Here is a 21,118-nt window from a genome sequence, read left to right as displayed (position 1 = left end):
CCCCCCGCCTCCGCTCTCGCGCGCCCGCCGCGCCGAACCCGCCTCCCAGGTAACGAATGGGCGGCGGGCGGGGTCGCCACACGGTCCGACCGTCGCGCCCCTGTGGCAAAGTCAGCCCCGGTGTCGGGCGCGAACGCCCGCGTGCGCGCGGGAGTTCACGAGGGTGAGGGGGACCCGTGGGGCGGGTGGTCGACGGTCGGTTCGAGCTGGTGGAGCGGCTCGGTGGGGGCGGGATGGGCACGGTGTGGCGCGCCCGCGATCTCGCCCTCGACCGCGACGTGGCGCTCAAGGAGGTCCGCCCGCAGGACCCGGCGCTCGCCGAGCACGACCCCGAGGGAGCCCGCCAACTCCGCGCGCGCGTCCTGCGCGAGGCCCGGGCCCTGGCCCGGATCAGCCACCCCAACGTGGCGACGATCCACCACATCGTGGACGGCGCCGAGCACCCGTACCCCTGGTTGGTCATGGAGCTGGTCCCGGGCGAGAACGTCGCCGACCGGCTGACCCGCGGGACGCTGTCCCCGGCCGAGGCGGCGCGCCTGGGCCGGGGCGTACTGGCCGGCCTGGTCGCCGTGCACGCGGCCGACATCCAACACCGCGACGTGAAGCCCGCCAACGTCCTCGTCCGACCCGACGGGCGCCCGGTCCTCACCGACTTCGGCATCGCCGCCATCCAGGGCTCCACCGTGCTGACCGCGGCCGGCTCGCTGATCGGCACCCCCGAGTACATGGCACCCGAACGCGCCGCCGGCCAGGACGGCGACGCCACGGCCGACCTGTGGTCGCTCGGCATGCTGCTGTACGTGGCCGTCGAGGGCCGCCACCCCCTGCGGCGCGCCAACACCCTCGCCACCCTCGCGGCCATCGTCGGCCAGGACGTCCCGCCGCCGACCCGCGCGGGCGCGCTGACGGAGCCGCTGCGCGCCCTGCTCGTACGCCGCCCGCAGGACCGCCCCGACGCGGCCACGCTCGACCGGCTCCTGGCGGCGGCCGAGTCACCGCCCGCGTCCGCGCGCACGGAGTCCGCGCCGGACGACGCGGCGGACGGGCAACCCGCTCTCACCACGCCCGTCGCCGACCGACAGGCTCCCACCGAACCGCCCACCCCCGCGCCGGCCCCGCCGCCCGCCGCGCCGTCCGGCGACTACCACCTCCCCCCGCCCGCTCCACAGCCCGTGCGGCCCGCCCAGCCCGCGTTCCTCGCCCCGGCGCCGCTCCCCGCGCCGCCGCAGGGCCCGCCGCCCGGCGCCCGCGACCGGAGACCGCGCCGGAGCGCCCTGTACGCCGCCACGGCCGGCGCCCTGGCCATCGCGGGCCTCATCGCCTGGAACGTGCTGCCCAACGACGCCTCTGACAAGGACCCGGGCAAGGGCGACGACCGCTCTTCGCAGAGCCGCGAACCCACGCCCGACCCCAACGCGCCGGCCGGCGAATCCCCCGTCGGCGCGGGCGCCGACAAGGGCACCGGCAAGAAGATCACCATCGGCATCAAGTCCGACCAGCCGGGCATCAGCGCCCGACGGCCGGACGGCGACTACGCGGGACTCGACGTGGACGTGGCGACGTACGTCGCCAAGGCACTCGGCCACACCCCCGCCGACATCGTGTGGAAGGAAGTGTCCAGCGCCGACCGGGAGACCGTGCTGGAAGAGGGCAAGGCAGACCTCGTCGTGGCGACGTACGCCATCACCGCCGAACGCGAGAAGCGCGTCGACTTCGCCGGCCCGTACCTCACCGGCCACCAAGACGCACTGGTCTCCGCCGGCGACCTCTCGGTGCGGAAGCCGGAGAACCTGCACGACAAGCGGATCTGCGCCCTCCTCGGCAGCACGACGTCCCTGCGCCTGCGGACGCGGATCGCCCCGCAGGCACAGATCGTGGAACACGACTCCTACGAGGGCTGCATCGATGCACTGGCCCGGAACTCGGTGGACGCGGTCGTCTCCGACGACGTCATCCTGGCCGGCTACGCCGCCCAACAACCCGGCGCCTTCCGCCTCGCGGGCCTGGACCTGTCCAACGATCCGTACGGCATCGGCCTGCCCAAGGGCAGCCCGCTGACGGGCAAGGTCGACAAGGCCCTGAAGCAGATGGTGGACGACGGCTCGTGGGACCGGGCCGTGCGCAAGAACGTGCCGCTGCTGGGGCGGTGACGGCGGACGAACACCCGTACGCGCGGGTGCCGTTGGCTGGGGAAAGCCATGTCCCACCCTGTGATCCGGAATGCGGATGACTACGGTACGTAGTGCGGCGGTCGCGCAGCCGTGCGTAGGCTGACACGCGGCTCGTATCTCACCGTCCTTGACGGGAAAAGAGGTTGCGCATGTCCGCCCGCCCCCGTGACTTGACCCCCGACAGGTCCGCCCGACACCTCTTCGGCGCGGAGATGCGCCGACTCCGCGAGGCGGCGGGCATGTCCCTTGACGCCCTGGGGGACGTCCTCAAGTACGGCAAGAGTTCGCTGCATCGCTTCGAGACCGCCCAGACGATGGTCCCGCCCGATCTCCCGACCAAGCTGGACGCCGCGTTCGGCACGGACGGCCTGTTCGGCAAGCTCTACGAGTTGGCCCGCAAGGAGGTCCATCCGGACAGGTATAGGCGGCGCATGGAGTTGGAGGCGCAGGCGCGGGTCATCAACGAGTACGCCGGCCACACGGTGCCTGGGCTCATGCAGACACGGGGGTACGCCAGGGCGTTGCTCCACGTGGGTCACCCACACGCCACCTCTGACGAGGTCGAGGGCTTGGTCGCGGCCAGGCTGGGTCGGCAGACGTCACTTCAGGCGGACCCACCACCAGAGTTGTCCGTCATTCTGGATGAGGCCGTGCTACGTCGCACGGTGGGTGGGCCGCTCGTCATGCATGAGCAACTGGCGTCTCTCCTGCCCTTGGTGGACGGTCCGGCGACGGTTATCCAAGTTCTGCCGTTCTCTCACGGAGAGCATCCGTTCCTGGGTGGGTCGCTGACGCTCATGACCGTGGGAAGGGGGGACGTGGCGGCGTACGAGGAGAGCATCGCGACAGGACACCTGTTGGAGGACCCGGAGGGCGTCGCCGTCCGCTGCCGGGCCTACGATCGGATGAGGGCCCACGCTCTGTCGCCCGAAGAATCCGCGGCTCTCATCCGCTCGACGATGGAGGCACTAGCCACATGACCACTTCTCCCTTGGCAAAGCCCGCTCTCACCTGGGTCAAGTCCAGCTACAGCAACACTGACGGTGGCAACTGCGTCGAGTGGGCGCCCTCAGCCGCCACCCACGGCGCCGTCCCCGTCCGCGACAGCAAGAACCCCGACGGCCCCACCCTGACCTTCGACGCACAGGCGTGGGCGGCGTTCGTCGGGGCCGTGCGGCGGGGTGAGATCGCCTAGTCACCCACCTCGTACCGGGGCCACCCAACGCCCCACCCGCTCCAGAAGAGGTCCCATGCCCCTCCTCCTGCGCAGGCACCACGGCCTGCTGATCGCCGCGGGAACCGTGTTTGTCGTCGTCAACGGTTCGGGGCTCGGGGCGCTGTGGTTCACCGGCGTCGGCCTGCTGCTGGCTGGCCTGCTGTTGCGGTGGCTCCTGACGCGCGCGCAGCGCCCGCCACGGGGCGTCACCCCGCCGGTGGCCCTGGGCGTACCCGTACGGGGCCGCTGGGTGGCGCTCAACGGGCCCGCCACCAAGGTGCCCAGCCACACCCACAGCCTGGCGCAGACGTACGCCATCGACCTCGTTCGCCGCCCGGCCCCGGACCCCGTCTGGGTGTGGCCGGTCGCGCGCCGCCCGGCCCGCTACCCGGCGTTCGGGGAGCCGCTGCTCGCGCCGGCCGACGCGCGGGTGGTGGCCGCCTCGGACGGGCAGCGCGACCACCTGTCGCGCGCCTCGTTCGCCGGCCTCGGCTACCTGTTCGTGGAGGGGTTCGTACGCTCCCTCGCCGACCCCCGCCTCATCCTGGGCAACCATCTCGTCCTCGACCTGGGCGACGGCACGTACGCCGTCTTCGCCCATCTGCGGCGGCGCTCGCTGCGGGTGGCCGTGGGCGAGCGGGTCTCGGCCGGGCAGCCGCTGGCCGAGTGCGGCAACTCGGGCAACTCATCGGAGCCCCACCTGCACTTCCAGCTCATGGACGGCCCCGACCTCACCTCGGCCCGCGGCCTGCCGTTCGCCTGGCGGTACACGGACGACGACGGCCGCGAGCAGGTGGGCGTGCCCGCCGACCACACCAGCTTCACGCCCACCGACTCCGGCCCCCACTAACCCGCTTGCCCGCCCGCCGACCCGCTCCTACGGTGACGCGGTGACGACTCAGGTGATCGTGCTCAACGGTGGGTCCAGCTCGGGAAAGACGCGGCTCGCGCGGAGTTTGCAGGAGGTGTTGCCCGAACCGTGGTTGCTGATGGCGGTGGACTCGCTCATCGAGGCCATGCCCGTGTCCCTGCGGAACGCGGGCGAGGGGATCGAGTTCGCCGACGACGGCGGGGTCAGCCCCGGTCCGCTGTTCCGGGAGTTGGAGGCGGCCTGGCAGACGGGGGTGGCCGCGATGGCGCGGGCCGGCGCCCGGGTGATCGTGGACGACGTGTTCCTCGGCGGACCGGCCTCCCAGGAACCGTGGCGGCGGGCGCTGGCCGGCTTGGACGTGCTGTGGGTGGGCGTGCGGTGCGCGCCCGAGGTCGCGGCCGGCCGCGAGCTGGCGCGCGGCGACCGGGTGCCGGGCATGGCCGCCGCGCAGGCGCGGCTCGCGCACCGGGGCGTGACGTACGACCTGGAGGTGGACACGAGCCACACCACGTCCCTGGAGTGCGCGCAGGCCATCGCCGCCCGACTCGGGTAGGCCGCGCCCCACGGCCCCGCAGCGCCCCGGTCACCGCAGCCCCCAGCTCCCACGGGCCAGGCCCCTACCCCCGCTTGTCCAGCACCAACGCCGTGTAGCCCACCTCCCGGCCGGCCGCGACGTGGGCCCGGATGACCGGGCACAGGGCCTGCCAGTCGGCCGGGGTGAACTCCCGCAGGCCGGGCCAGCGGGTGCGCAGGGCGAGGCGGCCGGGGCTGGTTGCCGCGACCGCTCCCACGGCGCCGATGAGGCGGGCCGAGCGGCGGACGACCGGGCGGGTCCAGTCGTGGACGGCGCGGACCTCGAAGCCGGCCTCGACGGCGCTGGCCAGGTAGCGGTCGAGCCGCTCGAAGTCGTCGAACTGCCAGGCCGCGCGCACCAGGCCCCGGGGGTCGAGCCGGTCGATCCGCGCGGACCGCTCGTCGGGCCAGGTGAAGTCCACGAGGACGAGCCGACCCCCGGGGCGCAGCACGCGGTGGCTCTCGGCGAGGAAGGCGTCCCTCCCCTTGGGGCCGAAGTGGAACGCGGCCTCCAGGCAGTGCACGCGGTCGAAGGAGCCGTCCGCGATCTCCGTACCGCTTGCCTCGTCGGGCAGCCGGGTCACGTCGGCGACGGCGAAGGAGGCCCGGGGCCGGTGCCCGAACCGCGCTCTGGCCAGGGCGATCTGGCGCTCGCTGAGGTCGACCCCGAGGGCCCGGCAGCCGGCGTCGGCGAGCCGGGCGGTGGTGTGGCCGCGCCCGCAGCCCGCGTCGAGGACCAGGTCGCCCGGGGCCGCCTCCAGGAGCGCCAGCGACCGCCGGACGAGCGCCCGCTGGAAGTACCCGCCGCCGCCCACGGCCGCGGGGAGCGTGGGCAGCGTGAAGTAGCCGACGTTCAACAGGTCGTCCCAGCCGACGTGTTGCAGGAACCTGAGGAAGATGTTGCCCTCGCCGTACCCGTCGTCCGCGTACGTATCGGCACCCATGTCGCACTCCCGACTGTCACTAGACCCCGCTGACCAGCCTGCGAGCATGGCACAGCCACGGGCCGCCGGTGGCGTTCCCCGAGGCCGGGGCGGACCCGTCCGTAGCGGCCGGGTTGACCGGGGGTCACCCACACTCGCCCCACCCGCCCCACTGCCTCCGCCTACGGGGCGAGGCGCGCCGCGCGTACCGGCGGCGCGCGCGGCTACGACGTCGGTACGCGCGGCGCGCCCGGGCTCGGGCCGGTGCCCGGCCCGCTGGGTACCGCCAACTTCTCGTCGACCACGGCCACGTCGAGCAGCGCGGTCTTCGTGGTGCCCAGGTAGGTCAGGGTTCGCGGGTCGAAGACCCAGGTCGTCGGGTCCGACGGGGGGAAGTGGAAGGTCAGGCCGACGCCGTGCCGGCCGGCCCCGTCCCGTACCTCCTCGCTGACGGTGGTGCCGGGGAGCCGGGCGGCGGCGCGCAGCAGCGCCGCGTTGAGGTTGGGCTCCAGGGTGGTCGCGTCGAGCACCCCGTTGATCAGCTCGAAGACCGCCTCGTCACGGCTCGGCCCCTGCCCCCCGGTGTCCTCGTACAGCTTCTTCAGCAGCGCGTCGGGGTCGGTGGGCAGGGACGCGAGGCGGGCGTAGGACCACGGCGGTAGGGCGTGGTTGGCCCCCGTCGTGCTCTGGCTGGTGGGTGCGTAGCGACCGCGCGGGACCTCGCCCCTCGTCACCGGGGTGACCCGGATGACGCCGCTCGCCCCGGCCCGCGCGGGGAACCAGTCCTCGCGCTGGCCGAAGCCGCTCAGCCCGAAGCCGAGGACCTGGCCGTCCCCCAGGTGCCGGACGTAGACGTACTGGCCCGGGCGGACGGTCACCGGCGGGCGGCCGGCCTGCGCCGCCGCGGCCTGGTCCAGCAGGCCGGCCGCCGACGGCTCGCCGCTCCCGCTGGCGGCCTCGGGCGACCGGCCCTGACCGGCGGTACGCACGAGGACGGCGACCACGGCCAGCGCCACCACCGCGACGATCGGCACCACCACGGTGGTGAACCGGCGCCAGCGCGACCGTCGGTGGCGCGCGTACGGTGTCACGTCGTCCGCCAACCGCCGACCGACCTCCCGTACGAGTCCCTCCCGCAGCTCGCGGTGGCGGTGCGTGTCGAGCCGGGGCACGGCGGGGGCCGGCAGCAACACGGACAACTCCTCGCAGTCGCCCGCCTCATCTCCCTTCCACGGGCAGGCGCTCATGGGTTCCTCTCCACCGTCACCCCGGGCCCGGAGCCGGCCGCGCACGGGCCCGCCACCAGGGCGCCCGGCTCGGGCGGTCGGACGACGGCCCGCGGGGGCCTTCTCCTCAGTTCGGCCTCGGTGAGCCCGCGCAGCCGCTTGCGGGCGCGCGAGAGCCGGGAGCGCACCGTGCCGACCGGCACGCCGAGCGCGTCGGCCACCGTGGTCGAGTCCAGGCCCTCCCACACGCACAGCGTGACCACCTCGCGCTCCAGGCGGCGCAGCCCGGCCAGGGCCCGGCGCGCGGCGGCCAACTCCTCGCTGTCCACCATCCGTTGCGCCACCTCGTCCGCGAAGTCGGGCACCGCGTCGCCCACCGGGAGCCGGGCGAGCGCGGCGCGGTGCCGGCGCGCGGCCCGCGCGGTGTTGCGCAGGACGTTCGTGGCGATGCCGAGGAGCCACGGGTGGAGGTGGTCGTCGCCGTCCGGGAGCACCCGTTCGCGCAGCCGCCACGCCTCCAGGAAGGTCAGGGACACCACGTCCTCGGCAGTGGCCCAGTTGCCGGTCACCCGCAGGGCGTGCCGGTGGACGGCCGTCGCGTGGTCGTCGAACAGCCGCCGGAACGCGTCCGGTTCCCCGTCCCGCACCCGCGCCCGTAATGAATGCTCCACACCCCTCACCTGTCCGACCGCCCGACCACGTTCGCATGATCTGGGCCACACCGGGATCGCGCGCGGCCGGGCGGCCGATCGTCAGTCGCTCGGGCGGCGGCCAGCGGGCGCTCGGCCCGCGCTCAGGTGGCGGGTCCGATGCCGAACGGGCTCACGACGTACGCGCACTCCGTGTACGTGTAGCCGGGCTCGATGCGCGCCGTGTCGGTGCCGGAGGAGTTGGTGGTGCCCTGCGACTTGTGCAGGAAGTACGTGGTGCCGACGGGCAGCGACAGCGTGCGCTGCGGGTAGCTCCTGCCGCTCTGGCACGCCTTGTCGCGCGCCTGCGCGCGGTTGGCGTACGTCGTGCAGCCGTCGCACGCCGAGAGCGTGAACTTGCCGGTGACCGGGCCCGTGTAGAGGATCTCGACCGCGTTCGGGCTGTCGTTCTTGACCGTGACGGTCACGCCGCCACCGGACTTCGTCGTCGGCAGCCGCCTGCCCGCGTCGGGCAGCTTCGTGGCGATCTCCGCCGCGATGGCGATCTTCTGCGCGAGCGGCCGGTTCCTGTCGTCGCGGTAGGTGCGGGCGAAGTCGTTCATGGTCGTCAGGGCGGCGGCGAACCGACCCTCCTCGTACTGGTCGACCCCGCACGCGTAGGTGCCGGTGCGCACGTGTCCGCTCGCCGTGCCCGCGTCCCGGGTGAGCGCGGCGGCCCCGGCGCCGGCGGCCTTGGCCAGCGTGCTGGCCTGGCCGCCGAGGGTGCGCAGGGTGGTGACCGACGCGCACGGCTCGCCGTCCTTGAGGCCGCCGGCCGCCCGGCTGATCGCGGCGCTCACGGCCGGCTCCACCTTCGCCGCCGCCGCGGAGTCGGGGAAGTCGGTGAGCAGCGCGCCGAGGTGCTTGTCCTTGCCAGCGCCGGACGACGGCTGGCCGAGCCCGCTCACGCCGCACTCGTACAGCGAGTTCGCCAGCCGGTCGTCGGGCCAGCCTCTCAGCTCACCGAGGTGCCGCTCGTCGATGCGCTCCGGGACGGTCCGCAGGAACGTGAGGGGCTCGATCGCCGCGCAGAAGTCCTTGCGGCCGTACATCGCCCCGACGCTCTCGTAGTACCTCTCCATCCGCTCCGGCACGCGCTTCGCGGCCCGCGAGCCGGGGTGGTCGTCGGCGAGGGCGGCGTAGTCGTCCAGGGCCCGCCGGTAGTCGGCCTCGGCGTCGTCGAACGGCCGCCCGACCTGCTCGCTGACCAGCTCGTCGGCCTCCGCGAGGCGGTCGAGCAGCATCTCCTCGGTGGCCTCGTCGCGCGCGCTGTCGTACGCGAGGTAGCCGCCGCCCGGCGCGGCGAGCAGCACCAGCCCGAGCAGCACGGCCACGGCCGCGCGCGGCGGCCACGCGAGCCGCCGCCGCAACCCGAGGAACGCGCCGTGCGCGGCGGCCGCCGCCAGCACCACCAGGTACCCCGCGACGACACCACCGGCCACGCCGTCCGGCTCGGCGGGCAGCGCCAACAGGAGCAACCCGGCCGTGGCCGCCCAGCACACGGCGACCGCCCACCACACACGCAGCAGGGCGTAGCCGACGCCGAGCCCACTGAGGTTGAGCAGCCCCACGGCCACGGCCCGCAGCGGCTCGGGCGGCGCGGGCGGTGTGGCTGACGCCGGCGACCCGGGCGGCACCGGCGGCGCGGTGGGCGCGCCGAACGGTGGCGGGGGCGCGCCGGCGGACCCCGGCGGCAGCGCGGACAGATGCAGCGTGGGCCGCTCCCCGGACGGCCGTCCCCCGGACGGCGGCGCGGCAGGCGGCTGGCCCCCGGGCGGCGGGCCTCCGGGTGGGGGGCGCGGCGGACGGCGGGGGCGTGAGCCAGCCCGGCGGCGCGGCGGCCGGCGGAGGTGCGGGCCAGCCCGGGGGCGCGGCGGGCGGCGGTGGCGGCGCGGCTCCGAAGGTGGGCGGCGCGGGGGGGCGTGGGCGGTGGCGCGGCGCCGGGTGGCGGGGGCGAGGGAGGCCCTGCCGGCTCCCCCGCACCCTTGTCTCTGTCGGCCGCGTCGCGCTCTTCCCACACCATCGACGTACCCCCCTGGGACGTTGCTGCCGTACGCCCGGCCGGCCGCCCGCCGCCGCACCGCGACCGCGGCCACGACGCCAACCCACCCCACCGGACCCGTTCGGACCCCGCCCCGCCCGGCCCCCTGCCGGACGCGCGGCGCGTACGACCCTACGGGGCGCGCGGTCGCACGAACAGCCCGTTGGGGCGTCAACTCACCTCGCCGCACGCACACTTGATCAGACGGGGCGCGGAACACGGCAGTCGGCATGACACGCGGCAGTCCCGCCGCTGTCGGCGCGGCACGCCACGCGGGGGGGGCTGCCGGCGGCCGGCGGCCGGCCGGGCCGGGAGATGTGGCGGCCATATCACGCGTCCCCGGCATGTGCTGGCATCTGGACGCCGCGATTTCGGCCAACTACCCCAGATACAGGCGCTCCTGGGCGAGACTGAGCGCTAGCGTGAGAGCCGGGCGGTAGTGGATCCGCGCACGCGCCCGGATACAGGTCGCGGGTCCGCACGCCCGCCGTCAGCGGGACAGAGGCGCGCGCCACGACGCGGCGACACCGCACACGCGCGGCGGGAACCAGCGGGACACGGCCCGGCCCCGACCGGGCGGCACAGCCGGCGGACTCGGCCCCGTGCGGCCACGGCCGGCCGTGCGCGGCGCCGAGGGGGCCGACCCGGGTGTGCGCCGGTGCCGGCTCTCACACACGCGCCTCGACCCGGCGGTCGGGGCGGGGGCCGACGGCGGGCGACGGGCTCCGTGACGTCAGCGGGACAGGGGGGGAACGGATGACGCAACAGCATGACGAGCAGGTGGCCAGAGTGCGGCCCAGCGGCCTCAAGGAGGGCGCGGTCATCGCGCAGTCGCTGGACAACCAGTGGGTCAACGCGGAACTGACCCGGGACATGGTCGCGCGCGGCCGGTCGTTGAGCGAGGTCGACGACGTACGCGGCAAGGAGGTGCGGGCCGAGTTCTTCCGCGGCCTCATCAACACCCGACAGGTCGTCGCCAACCGCACCTACTTCTACAACAACGCGGCGATCAGCCGGGACTACCTGTACGACGGCGCCGCTCGCCGGGCCCACCAGAAACTCCTGGCCGACGGGTCCCTGGTCCCCTTCCTCCTGCACGAGCGGGAACCGACCGACCGCCCCTCCAACGTCGACCTGGACGAGACGGCCTTCACCGCATGGCAGGAGACCCTGGCGACGCTGCCCGCGACGGCGCGTATGACCTGTCTGCGGCTGTCCTGGAACGACGAACAGAACCGGCTGGACGCGCGGAACGCCCTCTTCCTCCCCTTCGCCGCCCGGGTACAGGCCCTGACCGCCAAGGACCTCCCGCTGCTGGCCCGGCAGGTCGGCGTGGAGGAGGAACGACTGCCCGCCTTCGCCCGCCGCATCGGCCAGGTCGTGGACCACAGCAACGAACTCAGCGTCGCGGGGCGCCCGGTCACCCGCAATGTCCTGTACGAACGGTTCGTCTCGGTACCGGGCCGGCCGGTGTCGGAGGGCCGCTACGACCGGGGCAAGCCGTTCGCCGGCGAGATCAAGCAACTGCTCGACCTGATCTACAACGTCAACCTCGCCGACGCCCTGAGCATGTACCCGCTGACGCCGGGCGGCAGCCTGCAGCGCGTGGCGCTCCAGGAGTGGCGCGACCTCCGCGGCTCCTCGTCCCCCTCGGGGGCGGGCCGGGTCATCGAGGACCCGGACGAACTCTCCGACCTGCTGCGCTTCCTTCAGCGGCAGGCGTTCAGCACGGTGCAGGGCGGCCTCACACCGGCCGAGCTCGACGTCCTCGAACTCGGTGACATCGCCACCCTGCGGGAGACCGGCGCGTGGAACGCGTACATCACCGCCTTCGACCACCTCCTCGCGGACCCGGCCACCTTCAGCGACCGCGTGGGGCTCGTCTTCGACCGCTACATCGCGCTCAACCGGAAGATCGTCGAACTGGCGGCGGCCCGGCGCGGCGGCCACTCCACGTCCTGGTCCCCGGTGGTCGAGGTGGTCGTCAACGTCGGGGGTTCGGTCATCACGGCCGTCACCGGCGACGAGACCTGGTCGCTGACCGGCGCGCTGGGCGCCACCGCGCTGGAGACGTACGGCGGTTCCGTACGGCTCGTCCTCCGCAACCGGATCGCCGGGCACCGCGAGCAGAAGTTCGCGCGCGAGATCGCCACCGTACGACTGGAGACGCTGGCCGCGTGGCAGCGCTTCCAGAACCTGGTGGAACGGCTCCCCGGCTACCGCGAGGTGGCTCCGAACCCGAGCACCAACAACTCCACGACCACGCGAGACGATCTGGAGTACTGACCCAGGGTCGGCCCTCCGTAGGACGGGGGCCGGGGCATCTGCGGAGTCGGGGCGCACGTTCGGGGGCGCGGGCGGCGCGCGTTCAGGCGCCCGCAGTTGGCACGAGCTACGGGCGGCGAGCGTCCGCGCGGCGGACACTGGATACGGAACGACGTCCGCCACGAAAGGCACCATGAACCGCTACGACCGCCTGCGCGCCGAGCGCCCCGACCTGTTCGTCAACAGCCCGGACGGCATCGACCTCCTGCTGTCCCCCGAGGCGGTCGAGGCCGCACGACGCGGCGCCGGAGCCGCTCCCGACGCGCCGGTCGGCGTCGTGTACGAGGACTCCTACGTGACCGTCGTACGCGACGCGGTCCGCTTTCCCGACGGCACGCACGGCCTCTACCTGCGCGTACTCCCGCGCGTGGCGGATCCGGGCGTGGTCGTCCTGCCGATCCTGCCCACCGGGCGCGTCGTCCTCGTCGAGCACTACCGACACGCCACCCGGGCCTGGCACTGGGAGGTCCCGCGCGGCATGGGGGAACCGGGCGCGACCGGCGCCGACAGCGCCGCGCGCGAACTGCGCGAGGAGATCGGCGCCCGGGCGACCGAGTTGGTCCCGCTCGGTGACGTCCACCCCGACACGGGACTGTTGGGCAGTCGCGTCGAACTCTTCGCCGCCCGCATCCCGCACCCCGCCCCCGGGGAGGCGGTGAGCCACGCGCGCGGTGACGGCCGGCATGACGGTGACGGCCGGGAGCACCCGGAGGACGGGGAAGACGGCAGCGACGTCCACGAGTACGGCGGCCAGCCGTACCCCGGCGCGCGGGACGTCGCCGAGGGCATCCGGCGCATGATGACCGTCTCGTACGCCGACCTGGAAGGCATGATCGCCAGCGGCGCCGTCACCGATGCCTTCACCATCGCCGCGTACACCCGCGCCCGCCTGGCCGGACTCCTCGACACCCCAGTCCCGCCCGCCCCAGCCGATGGAAACTGACGGCTGACAGCCGACGCGTACGGAGCGATCCGGCGGACACCTTGGAGGGAACGGCCGACGGCCTCGACACGCCGGGGCCGAGGCGCGTCGGCAGGGGCCCGCGGCTGGAGAACGGGCCCGTCCGCGTGTGTCCTCCCCGTCCCCGCGTCGCTGAAGAGCGCGTGAACGATCGCACTACTCACTCGATCGGCTCACCCCTGTGGATAGACTCTCGCGAGCTCACAGAAGACGCAGGGGAGGCGAGCGGTATGGCTCAGGCGAGGAAGATCGCTACCTACATACTCATCGTCTTCGTGCTGTACACCATCATCAACTCCCCGGCGCGGGCCGCCGAGCTGGTCCAGGTCGGGTTCGAGGGCATCTCGGACGCGGCCAAGGGCATCGGTGACTTCATGACCGAGCTGGTCAAGTGACCGGTCGGGCCGCCGGCCCGCCCGACCCCGACCGCCCGACACCCCCACCCGCGTGAGCCGCCGCCACGCACCCACCACCCGCGTCATCCGTACGGAGGGCAGTCCAGTGATCCGTCATCTGGTCCTTTTCAAGCTGAACGAAGGCGTCTCCCGCGACGAGGAGCGCGTGGTCGCCGGCGTGAAGGCGTTCCAGGAGCTGGACGGCATCGTCCCCGAGTTGACGTTCTGGGAGTGCGCCTGGAACATCACCGACCGGCCCATCGCGTACGACTTCGCCATCAACTCGGCCGTCGCCGACCGGGACGCGCTCACCCGCTACATCGAACACCCGGCCCACCAGGCCGCCGCCGCGCGGTGGCGCGAGTTCGCCACCTGGGTGATCGCCGACTACGAGTTCTGAGCCACTCTCTCCGTACGACCCACGGCCCCCCGCCACACCGGCGGGGGGCCGTTGGCCGTCTGGGGCGGCGGAATCGTGCCCCGTGCGGGTCCGTCGCGCGCGTCAACTCACCCATCAACACGGAGCTATGCGGTGCTTGCACATAGCGGACATGTCTTGTGATGCTATGACCGCTTTTGCCGGATGATTGGGATGGGACGACCTGAAGGGTGGCGTGACCGTGACGGCCCGTACTGCGCCCAAAGCCCCACCTCAGGCCGGCACCGGCGAACGCTCGGCCCGCGCCGAGTCCACGACCGCCACCGCTTCCGACCCCGCGACCGACCCCGTAGCCGAGCGGGACGCCGCGACCGCCCGCCCCGCCGCCGACCCACCCACCAGCGCCGCCGCCAGCACCGCCACCGAGCCGGCCGCCCCGCCCCACTCGGACGCTCCCGCTTCCGCCCACGCGAGCGAGGCCCCCGCCGACCAGGTCCGCCCGGAGCCCGCCACCGCCCCGGACCCCGCCCGGAGAGGGGATCCGAGCCCGGTAGCGACCAACGCCAACCCGGCCCGAACCGGGTCGGCCGACACCGCCACCCGTACCGACACCGCCCCCCGGGCCGGGGCCGAAGCGGCCCGTACCGGCACCGACGCGGGGGCCGGCCGGCGTCGACCGGGCGGCGCGGCGGGCCGCGGCGCGGAGACGACGCGGCCCACGGGCGGCCCCGGGGCCCCCCGCCGCGCGCCCGACGCCTCCGGTCCCGCCGCGACGGCCCCCGACCCACCGCCCGCCCGCCCACCGGCCGGCGAGACCGCACCGGCCGTCGAGCCCGCAGCAGCCGTCGAGCCCGCGTCGAACGCCGAGACCTCCCCGAACGCCGGGACCGCGTCGGCCGCCGGGGCCGAGGGCGGCGCAACCCCGCGCGAGCGGCGCAGCGCGGACGCGCGGGCGCTGACGCAGGTGCTGTTCGCCGAGTTGTCGGGGCTTGAGCCGGGCACACCGGAGCACAGCCGGGTACGGACCGCGCTGATCGAGGCCAACCTGCCGCTCGTGCGGTACGCCGCGGCCCGCTTCCGTAGCCGCAACGAGCCGATAGAGGACGTCATCCAGGTCGGCACCATCGGGCTCATCAACGCCATCGACCGCTTCGACCCGCATCGCGGAGTGCAGTTCCCGACCTTCGCCATGCCCACGGTCGTCGGCGAGATCAAACGTTACTTCCGTGACAACGTACGGACCGTCCACGTGCCGCGCCGGCTCCACGAGCTGTGGGTGCAGGTCAGCGGCGCGACCGAGGACCTGACGGTGCTGCACGGCCGCTCCCCCACCACCGCCGAGATCGCCGCCCGGCTGGGCATCGGCGAGGACGAGGTGCTCGCCTGCATCGAGGCGGGGCGCTCGTACCACGCGACGTCCCTGGAGGCCGCGCAGGAGGGCGACGGGCTGCCCGGGCTGCTCGACCGCCTCGGCTACGAGGACCCCGCCCTGGCCGGGGTCGAGCACCGCGATCTCGTACGCCACCTGCTCGTCCAGTTGCCGGAGCGCGAGCAGCGCATCCTGCTCCTGCGCTACTACAGCAACCTCACCCAGTCGCAGATCAGCGCCGAGCTCGGCGTTTCCCAGATGCACGTCTCGCGGCTGCTGTCGCGCAGCTTTGCTCGGCTACGTTCCGCAAATCGGATCGAGCCGTAACTCGCGAAGGGGACCCCACGAACGGCCCTCAGGCAGTAATGTCGACATGGCGCTACAGCGTGTTGCCGACATGTGACATTCTGCAGGAACGGTGTTTGGCGCGGCCGATCTTCCGGTATTCAGGGGGAGGTTGCGTTCTTCACCCGCGAGCGCTACCGCGACCGTCCGCGACCTCAAAGGGGGTGGCATGTCCGTAGATTTGGGCAGCTCGAAGGTGCTCACCACTGACGCATCACGCGTGCTTGACGATGGCGACGCCATCGACACTCGCACCCTCTCCCGCTCCCTGTTCCTGCGGCTCGCCGCGCTCGACCAGGACAGCGCGGAGCGCACGTACGTACGCGACACCCTGATCGAGCTGAACCTCCCCCTGGTCCGGTACGCGGCGGCGCGCTTTCGCAGCCGCAACGAACCGATGGAGGACATCGTCCAGGTCGGCACCATCGGGCTGATCAAGGCGATCGACCGGTTCGACTGCGAACGGGGCGTCGAGTTCCCCACGTTCGCGATGCCGACGGTCGTCGGTGAGATCAAGCGGTTCTTCCGGGACACCAGTTGGTCGGTGCGGGTCCCGCGCCGGCTCCAGGAGCTGCGGCTGGCCCTGACGAAGGCCAGCGACGAGCTGTCGCAGAAGCTCGACCGGTCGCCCACCGTTCCCGAACTCGCCACCTGCCTCGGCGTTTCCGAGGAGGACGTGGTCGACGGCCTCGCCGTCGGCAACGCGTACACGGCCAGCTCCCTCGACTCGCCCTCGCCCGAGGACGACGGCGCGGACGGCTCGCTGGCCGACCGCCTCGGGTACGAGGACAGCGCGCTCGAAGGCGTGGAGTACCGCGAGTCGCTCAAGCCGCTGCTGGCCCAACTGCCCCCGCGCGAGCGCCAGATCATCATGCTCCGCTTCTTCGGGAACATGACGCAGTCGCAAATCGGCGAAGAGGTGGGCATCTCCCAGATGCACGTCTCCCGGCTGCTGACGCGCACCCTCGCGCAGCTCCGCGAGGGCCTCATCGCCGACTGACCGCCCCCACCACCGCGAGTTCCACCGCCACCCCGCTCCTCCAGCACGCCGCCGCCGCGCGCCCACCGCGCGTCGCAGCCGGCGGGAGGGGCGGGGTGCGCGCGTCCAGGGCAGCCGACTCGGTCTCCCGGAGCGGCTCACCCCGTGCGCTCGGCTCGGCCTCACACGGGACGCTTACGCTCACGCGCACGGCTCGACCCCATACGGGCCGTCCAGCCCTCGTGCGCAGCCCCCGCGAGGACGACCGCCGCGAGGGGCCCCGCTACGGCCGCTCAGACCGCGAGGGCCGCTCGCCCCGGGAGGCAGAGGCCCGCCACAGCGCGGCCGTCCCGTATGCCGCGCACGCCGCCCGCGGAAACGGTCCGGCAGCCCGTCGGGGCGCCGCGCGCGGGGCGCTGGCGAGGGTGACGGGCTGCCGGAGAGGCGTACGGGAAGGGGCGTACGGGGACGGTCGGGGCGACGCGGGTCAGGCCAGGGCGAGCCAGGCGACGGCGGCGACGACCGCCACCGCGACGATCACACCGATGATCACACCGAAGCGTGGGCCGGACGAGGTGGGTCCGGCGGCGGGCTGGGGCTGCTGCTGCGTGCCCTCGTCAACGAAGGCGCGGAACATCTGGGTGCTGCCAGCCGGGTCGTAGTTGCCCTCGGGGCCAGGGTTGTTCGCCATGGACCCCGACCCTAGCGAACCTGTGGAATCGCGCACACCCCCGGGGTTTCCAGGGGGTTTGACGGGCCCTTTTCCGACTTGACCGGGGGCCGGCACAGGCTTTGTCGGGTGTTTACTCCGCGACCGGTCATTTCATTTGCCTGTAGCAACTAACTTCTCTTATGGTTGCCCTAAGCAACTTGATCACCGGGTCCGACGAGCCCACCGCCAGCGACCGACCTCCGGCCCACCAGACCGGGGGCGCCGCCGGGGCCAGCGCCACGTACGGGCCCGGCGCCACGCACGGGCCGCACCGCGGCGGATCACACACCCCATACCTCAAGCCCACCGAGCCCGGGCAGGCCGAGCCGGGCCTGTTCCGGCCCGTTCCGGTCGGGCGCCAGCAGCGCGCACGCCGGGCCGGCGCCCGGCGCGGCGCACGCCCCGGGGCACGCCCCGTAGGCACGGCGCCCCGGCAACGCAGCGAGCCACCGCCGAGCGCCGCCGAACAGGGCCGCGTCCGTCCGGCAGGCCCGGCGCGTGCCCGCCGCACACCCGCCACACCAGGAAGGAGCACCGATGGCGACGCAGGAGCAGTACCGCGAGTTGGCGCGGCAGTTGTCGGCCACCGCGGCCATCCAGCGCGACCTGGGCCGCGCCCTGCCCGCCGACTGCCCGCCGGCGTCGGCCATCGTGCTGATGGTCCTCAACCGGCACGGCGAGATGCGGATGAGCAAGCTCGCCGAGCTGCTGTCCATCGACATGTCCGTGACCAGCCGGCACGCGGCGCACGTCGCCGACCGGGGCTGGATCGACCGACAGCCCGACCCGCAGGACAAGCGGTCCCGGCTGCTGCGGATCAACGCGCGCGGCATGGCGCTGCTGGACGAGGTGGCCGACCGCTACACGGAGGTGCTCGCGCACTACCTGAGCGACTGGTCGGACGCGGACCTCGGGCAGCTCAACACGCTGCTGGCCCGGCTGCGGGGCAGCTTCGGCGACTGCCGGGCCCGCCCCTCGCCGTTCGCCGCCCCGCCGCCGCGCGCCCCGGCCGCGGACCTGGCGGCGGCGCCGGCCCCGACCCCCGCCGTCCCGGTCCCGGCCCCCGGCCCACGCCCCGATCCGGGCCCCGGCGGCGCGCCCGACCCGGGTCCGCCCCCGTCGGCGGACGACGACATCACCCGTACACCCGCGAAGCGATAGGCGAGAAGGAACTCAATGGCAACGACCACACCACCCGGTGTGCGGGGAGCGGAGCCCTCCGTGGGCGGGAAGCACGCCGCGGGCGCCTCCCACGCCTCCCCCGCCGGGCCCATGTCCCACCGGCAGATCCTGGAGGCGCTGTCCGGGCTGCTGCTCGGCATGTTCGTCGCGATCCTGTCGTCCACGATCGTCACCAACGCCCTGCCGCAGATCATCAGCGACCTGGGCGGCAGCCAGAGCTCGTACACCTGGGTGGTCACCGCGGCGCTGCTCGCGATGACCGCCTCCACCCCGCTGTGGGGCAAGCTCGCCGACCTGTTCAGCAAGAAGCTGCTGGTCCAGATGTCCCTGGTCATCTACATGGCCGGGTCGGTCATCGCCGGGCTCTCGCAGAACACGTCGATGCTGATCGCGTGCCGCGTGGTGCAGGGCATCGGCGTCGGCGGGCTCACCGCCCTCGCGCAGATCGTGATGGCCGCGATGATCTCGCCGCGCGAGCGCGGCCGGTACAGCGGCTACCTCGGCGCCACCTTCGCCGCCGCCACTGTCGGCGGCCCGCTGCTCGGCGGTGTGATCACCGACACGAGCTGGCTCGGCTGGCGCTGGTGCTTCTACGTCGGCGTGCCGTTCGCCATCGTCGCCCTGATCGTGCTCCAGAAGACGCTGAGCCTCCCGGTCGTCAAGCGCGACGTGAAGGTGGACTGGGCGGGCGCGTTCTTCATCAGCGCCGCCGTGTCGCTGCTGCTGATCTGGGTAACGCTGGCCGGTGACAACTACGACTGGATCTCCTGGCAGACCTACGCCATGGTCGGCGGTTCGGTCCTGCTCGGCCTGGTGTTCGTGTGGGTCGAGTCGCGGGCCGCGGAGCCGATCATTCCGATGCGGCTGTTCCGCAACGCGACGATCACCCTGGCCTCGGTCGCCAGCCTCTTCGTCGGCATCGTGATGTTCGCCGGCACGGTCTTCTTCAGCCAGTACTTCCAGTTGGCGCGCGGTGAGTCGCCAACGATGTCGGGCGTCATGACCATCCCGATGATCCTGGGCCTCGTGGTGTCGTCGACCGTCTCCGGGCAGGTCATCACCAAGACCGGCCGCTGGAAGGCGTGGCTGGTCAGCGGCGGCGTGCTGCTCACCGCCGGCATGGGGCTGCTGGGCACGCTGCGCTACGACACCGCGTACTGGCACATGTCGGTCTACATGGTCCTGATGGGCCTCGGCATCGGCATGATGATGCAGAACCTGGTGCTCTGCACGCAGAACCAGGTCGCTCCGAGCGACCTCGGCGCCGCCAGCTCCGTCGTCACCTTCTTCCGCTCGCTCGGCGGCGCGGTCGGCGTCTCCGCGCTCGGCGCGGTGCTCGCCCACCGGGTCACGCAGTACTCGAAGGACGGCTTCCGCGAACTCGCCGAGCAGGGCGGCCAGGTCCCGCCGTCCGCCGGCAGCGGCGGTGGCGGCATCCCCAAGCTGGACGAGCTCCCGCCGCCGGTGCGCACCGTCATCGAGAGCGCGTACGGGCACGGCGTGGGCGACATCTTCCTGTACGCGGCCCCGGCCGCCCTGCTGGCCTGCCTGGTGACGCTGTTCATCAAGGAGGTCGCCCTCCAGACGAGGGTCGCCGGCCACGACGCCGCGCCGACCGAGCCCCGGGTGGCCGCGGCCTCCGCGCCGCTCGCCAAGGACACCGACCCCGCGCCGGGCGCCTCCGCTGACCAGGAGGGTCGGGAAGACCGGGAGGGCCGGGAGGGCACCCTGGTGCTCGCCGCGGTCGGCGCCGCCGGCGCGCGGGCCGAGGAGGCGGGAGCCCCCACGGGCGCCGCCACGCCGAACGGCAGCGGCCCGGTGGCCCCGGGCCCCGACCAGGCGACGGTCGCGCTCGGCACGGCCGGCGTGCCGCAGCCGGCCGCCGTGGCCGAGGAGCAGCAGGCCGTGGCGCGGGCTGCGGCCGGCGAGGCCGGCGGCGGCGTGTCGATCCACGGGCGGATACGCGGCGGCGACGGCGCCGGAGTCCCCGGCTCCGCCGTCACGCTGATCTCCCAGGGCGGCGACCAGCTCGGCCGCGCCGTCGCGACACAGGACGGCTCGTACGCGCTCCAGGCGCCGGGCGCCGGCTCGTACGTGCTGATCGCGGCGGCCGACGGGCACCAGCCGCAGGCGGCCACCGTCGTCGTCGGGCAGCAGCCGCTCGCCCACGACGTGCTGCTCGCCGGCGTCAGCGGGCTGACCGGCGCGGTGCGCGGGGCCGCCGACGGGCTGCCGGTGGAGGCGGCCATGGTCGTGGTCGCCGACGCCAGGGGCGACGTGCTGGCCAGCGGGGCGACCGGCGCGCGGGGCGAGTTCGCCTTCACCGAGCTGGCCCCCGGCACCTTCACGCTCGCCGTCAACGCCCTCGGCTACCGGCCCGCCGCGCTGCCGGTCGAGGTCGGCTGCCAGGGCAACACCCGGGTCGAGGTCGAACTGCGCTCGGGCGCCCGGGTGCGGGGCACCGTACGGGCCGGCGCCGACGGCAGGCCGCTGGCGGACGCGCGGGTCACGCTGGTGGACGCGGCCGGGCAGGTCGTGGCCATCACCGGCACCGGCGACGACGGCGCGTACGCCTTCACCGACCTGGACGCCGGCGACTACACGGTCATCGCCAGCGGCTACCCGGCGGTGTCCACGGCGCTGCCGGTCTCCGGGCCCGGCGTCGACGACCACGACATCACCCTCGCCCACCCGGACGGCACCGACCGCCTGCGGGCGACGGGCGACGGCGACCCGACCGGTCGCTGACACGACCCCGGCC

Annotated in this window: 16 protein-coding genes and 2 pseudogenes; 13 read left to right on the top strand and 5 right to left on the bottom strand. The window is 73.9% G+C overall.

Features of this window, described 5'->3' with window-relative positions; translation table 11 throughout:
- The first annotated feature begins 233 nt into the window (after positions 1 to 233).
- The 5 genes from OYE22_RS17005 (at position 234) to cpt (ending at position 4,811) form a co-directional block, all read left to right on the top strand.
- Positions 234 to 2,150 carry a bifunctional serine/threonine-protein kinase/glutamate ABC transporter substrate-binding protein gene (locus OYE22_RS17005; protein ID WP_277324174.1) on the top strand — a complete coding sequence of 639 codons (1,917 nt, stop codon included), beginning with the start codon at positions 234 to 236 and terminating at the stop codon, positions 2,148 to 2,150.
- Between the two features lie 170 nt (positions 2,151 to 2,320).
- Positions 2,321 to 3,151, top strand: coding sequence for a helix-turn-helix transcriptional regulator (locus tag OYE22_RS17000; protein WP_277321202.1), 831 nt, complete (start codon positions 2,321 to 2,323; stop codon positions 3,149 to 3,151).
- Positions 3,148 to 3,366 carry a DUF397 domain-containing protein gene (locus OYE22_RS16995; RefSeq protein ID WP_277321201.1) on the top strand — a complete coding sequence of 73 codons (219 nt, stop codon included), beginning with the start codon at positions 3,148 to 3,150 and terminating at the stop codon, positions 3,364 to 3,366. Before OYE22_RS17000 ends, OYE22_RS16995 begins: the two co-directional genes overlap by 4 nt.
- Positions 3,367 to 3,421: 55 nt before the next feature.
- On the top strand, positions 3,422 to 4,237 hold the full coding sequence (locus OYE22_RS16990) for a M23 family metallopeptidase (RefSeq protein ID WP_277321200.1): 816 nt from the start codon (positions 3,422 to 3,424) through the stop codon (positions 4,235 to 4,237).
- 40 nt (positions 4,238 to 4,277) lie between these two features.
- Positions 4,278 to 4,811, top strand: coding sequence for a chloramphenicol phosphotransferase CPT (gene cpt, locus OYE22_RS16985; protein ID WP_277321199.1), 534 nt, complete (start codon positions 4,278 to 4,280; stop codon positions 4,809 to 4,811).
- A gap of 64 nt (positions 4,812 to 4,875) precedes the next feature.
- Here the strand turns inward: cpt and OYE22_RS16980 are convergent, their stop codons facing one another.
- From OYE22_RS16980 to OYE22_RS16965, 4 genes are all read right to left on the bottom strand, one after another.
- The gene (locus OYE22_RS16980; protein WP_277321198.1) at positions 4,876 to 5,775 is read right to left on the bottom strand and encodes a methyltransferase domain-containing protein; all 900 of its coding nucleotides are present in this window, start codon (positions 5,773 to 5,775) and stop codon (positions 4,876 to 4,878) included.
- A 203-nt stretch (positions 5,776 to 5,978) separates the two neighbouring features.
- Positions 5,979 to 7,001, bottom strand: a complete 1,023-nt coding sequence (locus OYE22_RS16975; protein ID WP_277321197.1) for a CU044_5270 family protein — start codon at positions 6,999 to 7,001, stop codon at positions 5,979 to 5,981.
- Positions 6,998 to 7,651, bottom strand: coding sequence for an RNA polymerase sigma factor (locus OYE22_RS16970; RefSeq protein WP_277321196.1), 654 nt, complete (start codon positions 7,649 to 7,651; stop codon positions 6,998 to 7,000). The genes OYE22_RS16975 and OYE22_RS16970 overlap by 4 nt, the downstream gene beginning before the upstream one ends.
- Positions 7,652 to 7,773: 122 nt before the next feature.
- Positions 7,774 to 9,306: a hypothetical protein gene (locus OYE22_RS16965; protein ID WP_277321195.1), complete on the bottom strand. Its 1,533-nt coding sequence runs from the start codon at positions 9,304 to 9,306 to the stop codon at positions 7,774 to 7,776.
- 1,160 nt (positions 9,307 to 10,466) lie between these two features.
- On the opposite strand from OYE22_RS16965, the gene OYE22_RS16960 reads away from it, so the two are divergent.
- From OYE22_RS16960 to OYE22_RS16935, 6 genes and pseudogenes are all read left to right on the top strand, one after another.
- Positions 10,467 to 11,996 carry a hypothetical protein gene (locus OYE22_RS16960; RefSeq protein ID WP_277321194.1) on the top strand — a complete coding sequence of 510 codons (1,530 nt, stop codon included), beginning with the start codon at positions 10,467 to 10,469 and terminating at the stop codon, positions 11,994 to 11,996.
- A gap of 172 nt (positions 11,997 to 12,168) precedes the next feature.
- Positions 12,169 to 12,978 (top strand): NUDIX hydrolase, encoded by an 810-nt coding sequence (locus OYE22_RS16955; protein WP_277321193.1) that lies wholly within the window; start codon positions 12,169 to 12,171, stop codon positions 12,976 to 12,978.
- 248 nt (positions 12,979 to 13,226) lie between these two features.
- On the top strand, positions 13,227 to 13,391 hold the full coding sequence (locus OYE22_RS16950) for a hypothetical protein (protein WP_277321192.1): 165 nt from the start codon (positions 13,227 to 13,229) through the stop codon (positions 13,389 to 13,391).
- Between the two features lie 106 nt (positions 13,392 to 13,497).
- The gene (locus tag OYE22_RS16945) at positions 13,498 to 13,791 is read left to right on the top strand and encodes a Dabb family protein (protein ID WP_277324173.1); all 294 of its coding nucleotides are present in this window, start codon (positions 13,498 to 13,500) and stop codon (positions 13,789 to 13,791) included.
- A 919-nt stretch (positions 13,792 to 14,710) separates the two neighbouring features.
- A pseudogene (locus OYE22_RS16940) lies at positions 14,711 to 15,466 on the top strand (RNA polymerase sigma factor SigF); the annotation flags it as partial.
- A gap of 187 nt (positions 15,467 to 15,653) precedes the next feature.
- The gene (locus OYE22_RS16935; protein ID WP_277321191.1) at positions 15,654 to 16,484 is read left to right on the top strand and encodes an RNA polymerase sigma factor SigF; all 831 of its coding nucleotides are present in this window, start codon (positions 15,654 to 15,656) and stop codon (positions 16,482 to 16,484) included.
- 466 nt (positions 16,485 to 16,950) lie between these two features.
- On the opposite strand, the gene OYE22_RS16930 is transcribed toward OYE22_RS16935, so the two are convergent.
- Entirely contained in the window at positions 16,951 to 17,154 is a 204-nt protein-coding gene (locus OYE22_RS16930) for a hypothetical protein (protein ID WP_176162763.1), read from the bottom strand.
- Between the two features lie 558 nt (positions 17,155 to 17,712).
- Between OYE22_RS16930 and OYE22_RS16925 the strand changes: the two are divergent.
- Both OYE22_RS16925 and OYE22_RS16920 read left to right on the top strand, forming a co-directional pair.
- Positions 17,713 to 18,147 (top strand): annotated as a pseudogene (locus OYE22_RS16925) (MarR family transcriptional regulator); the annotation flags it as partial.
- Between the two features lie 204 nt (positions 18,148 to 18,351).
- On the top strand, positions 18,352 to 21,105 hold the full coding sequence (locus tag OYE22_RS16920; RefSeq protein WP_277321190.1) for an MFS transporter: 2,754 nt from the start codon (positions 18,352 to 18,354) through the stop codon (positions 21,103 to 21,105).
- Positions 21,106 to 21,118 lie beyond the last annotated feature (13 nt).

The organism is Streptomyces sp. 71268, assembly GCF_029392895.1.
GTDB lineage: Bacteria > Actinomycetota > Actinomycetes > Streptomycetales > Streptomycetaceae > Streptomyces.
This window is presented reverse-complemented; position numbering and strand designations above follow the sequence as displayed.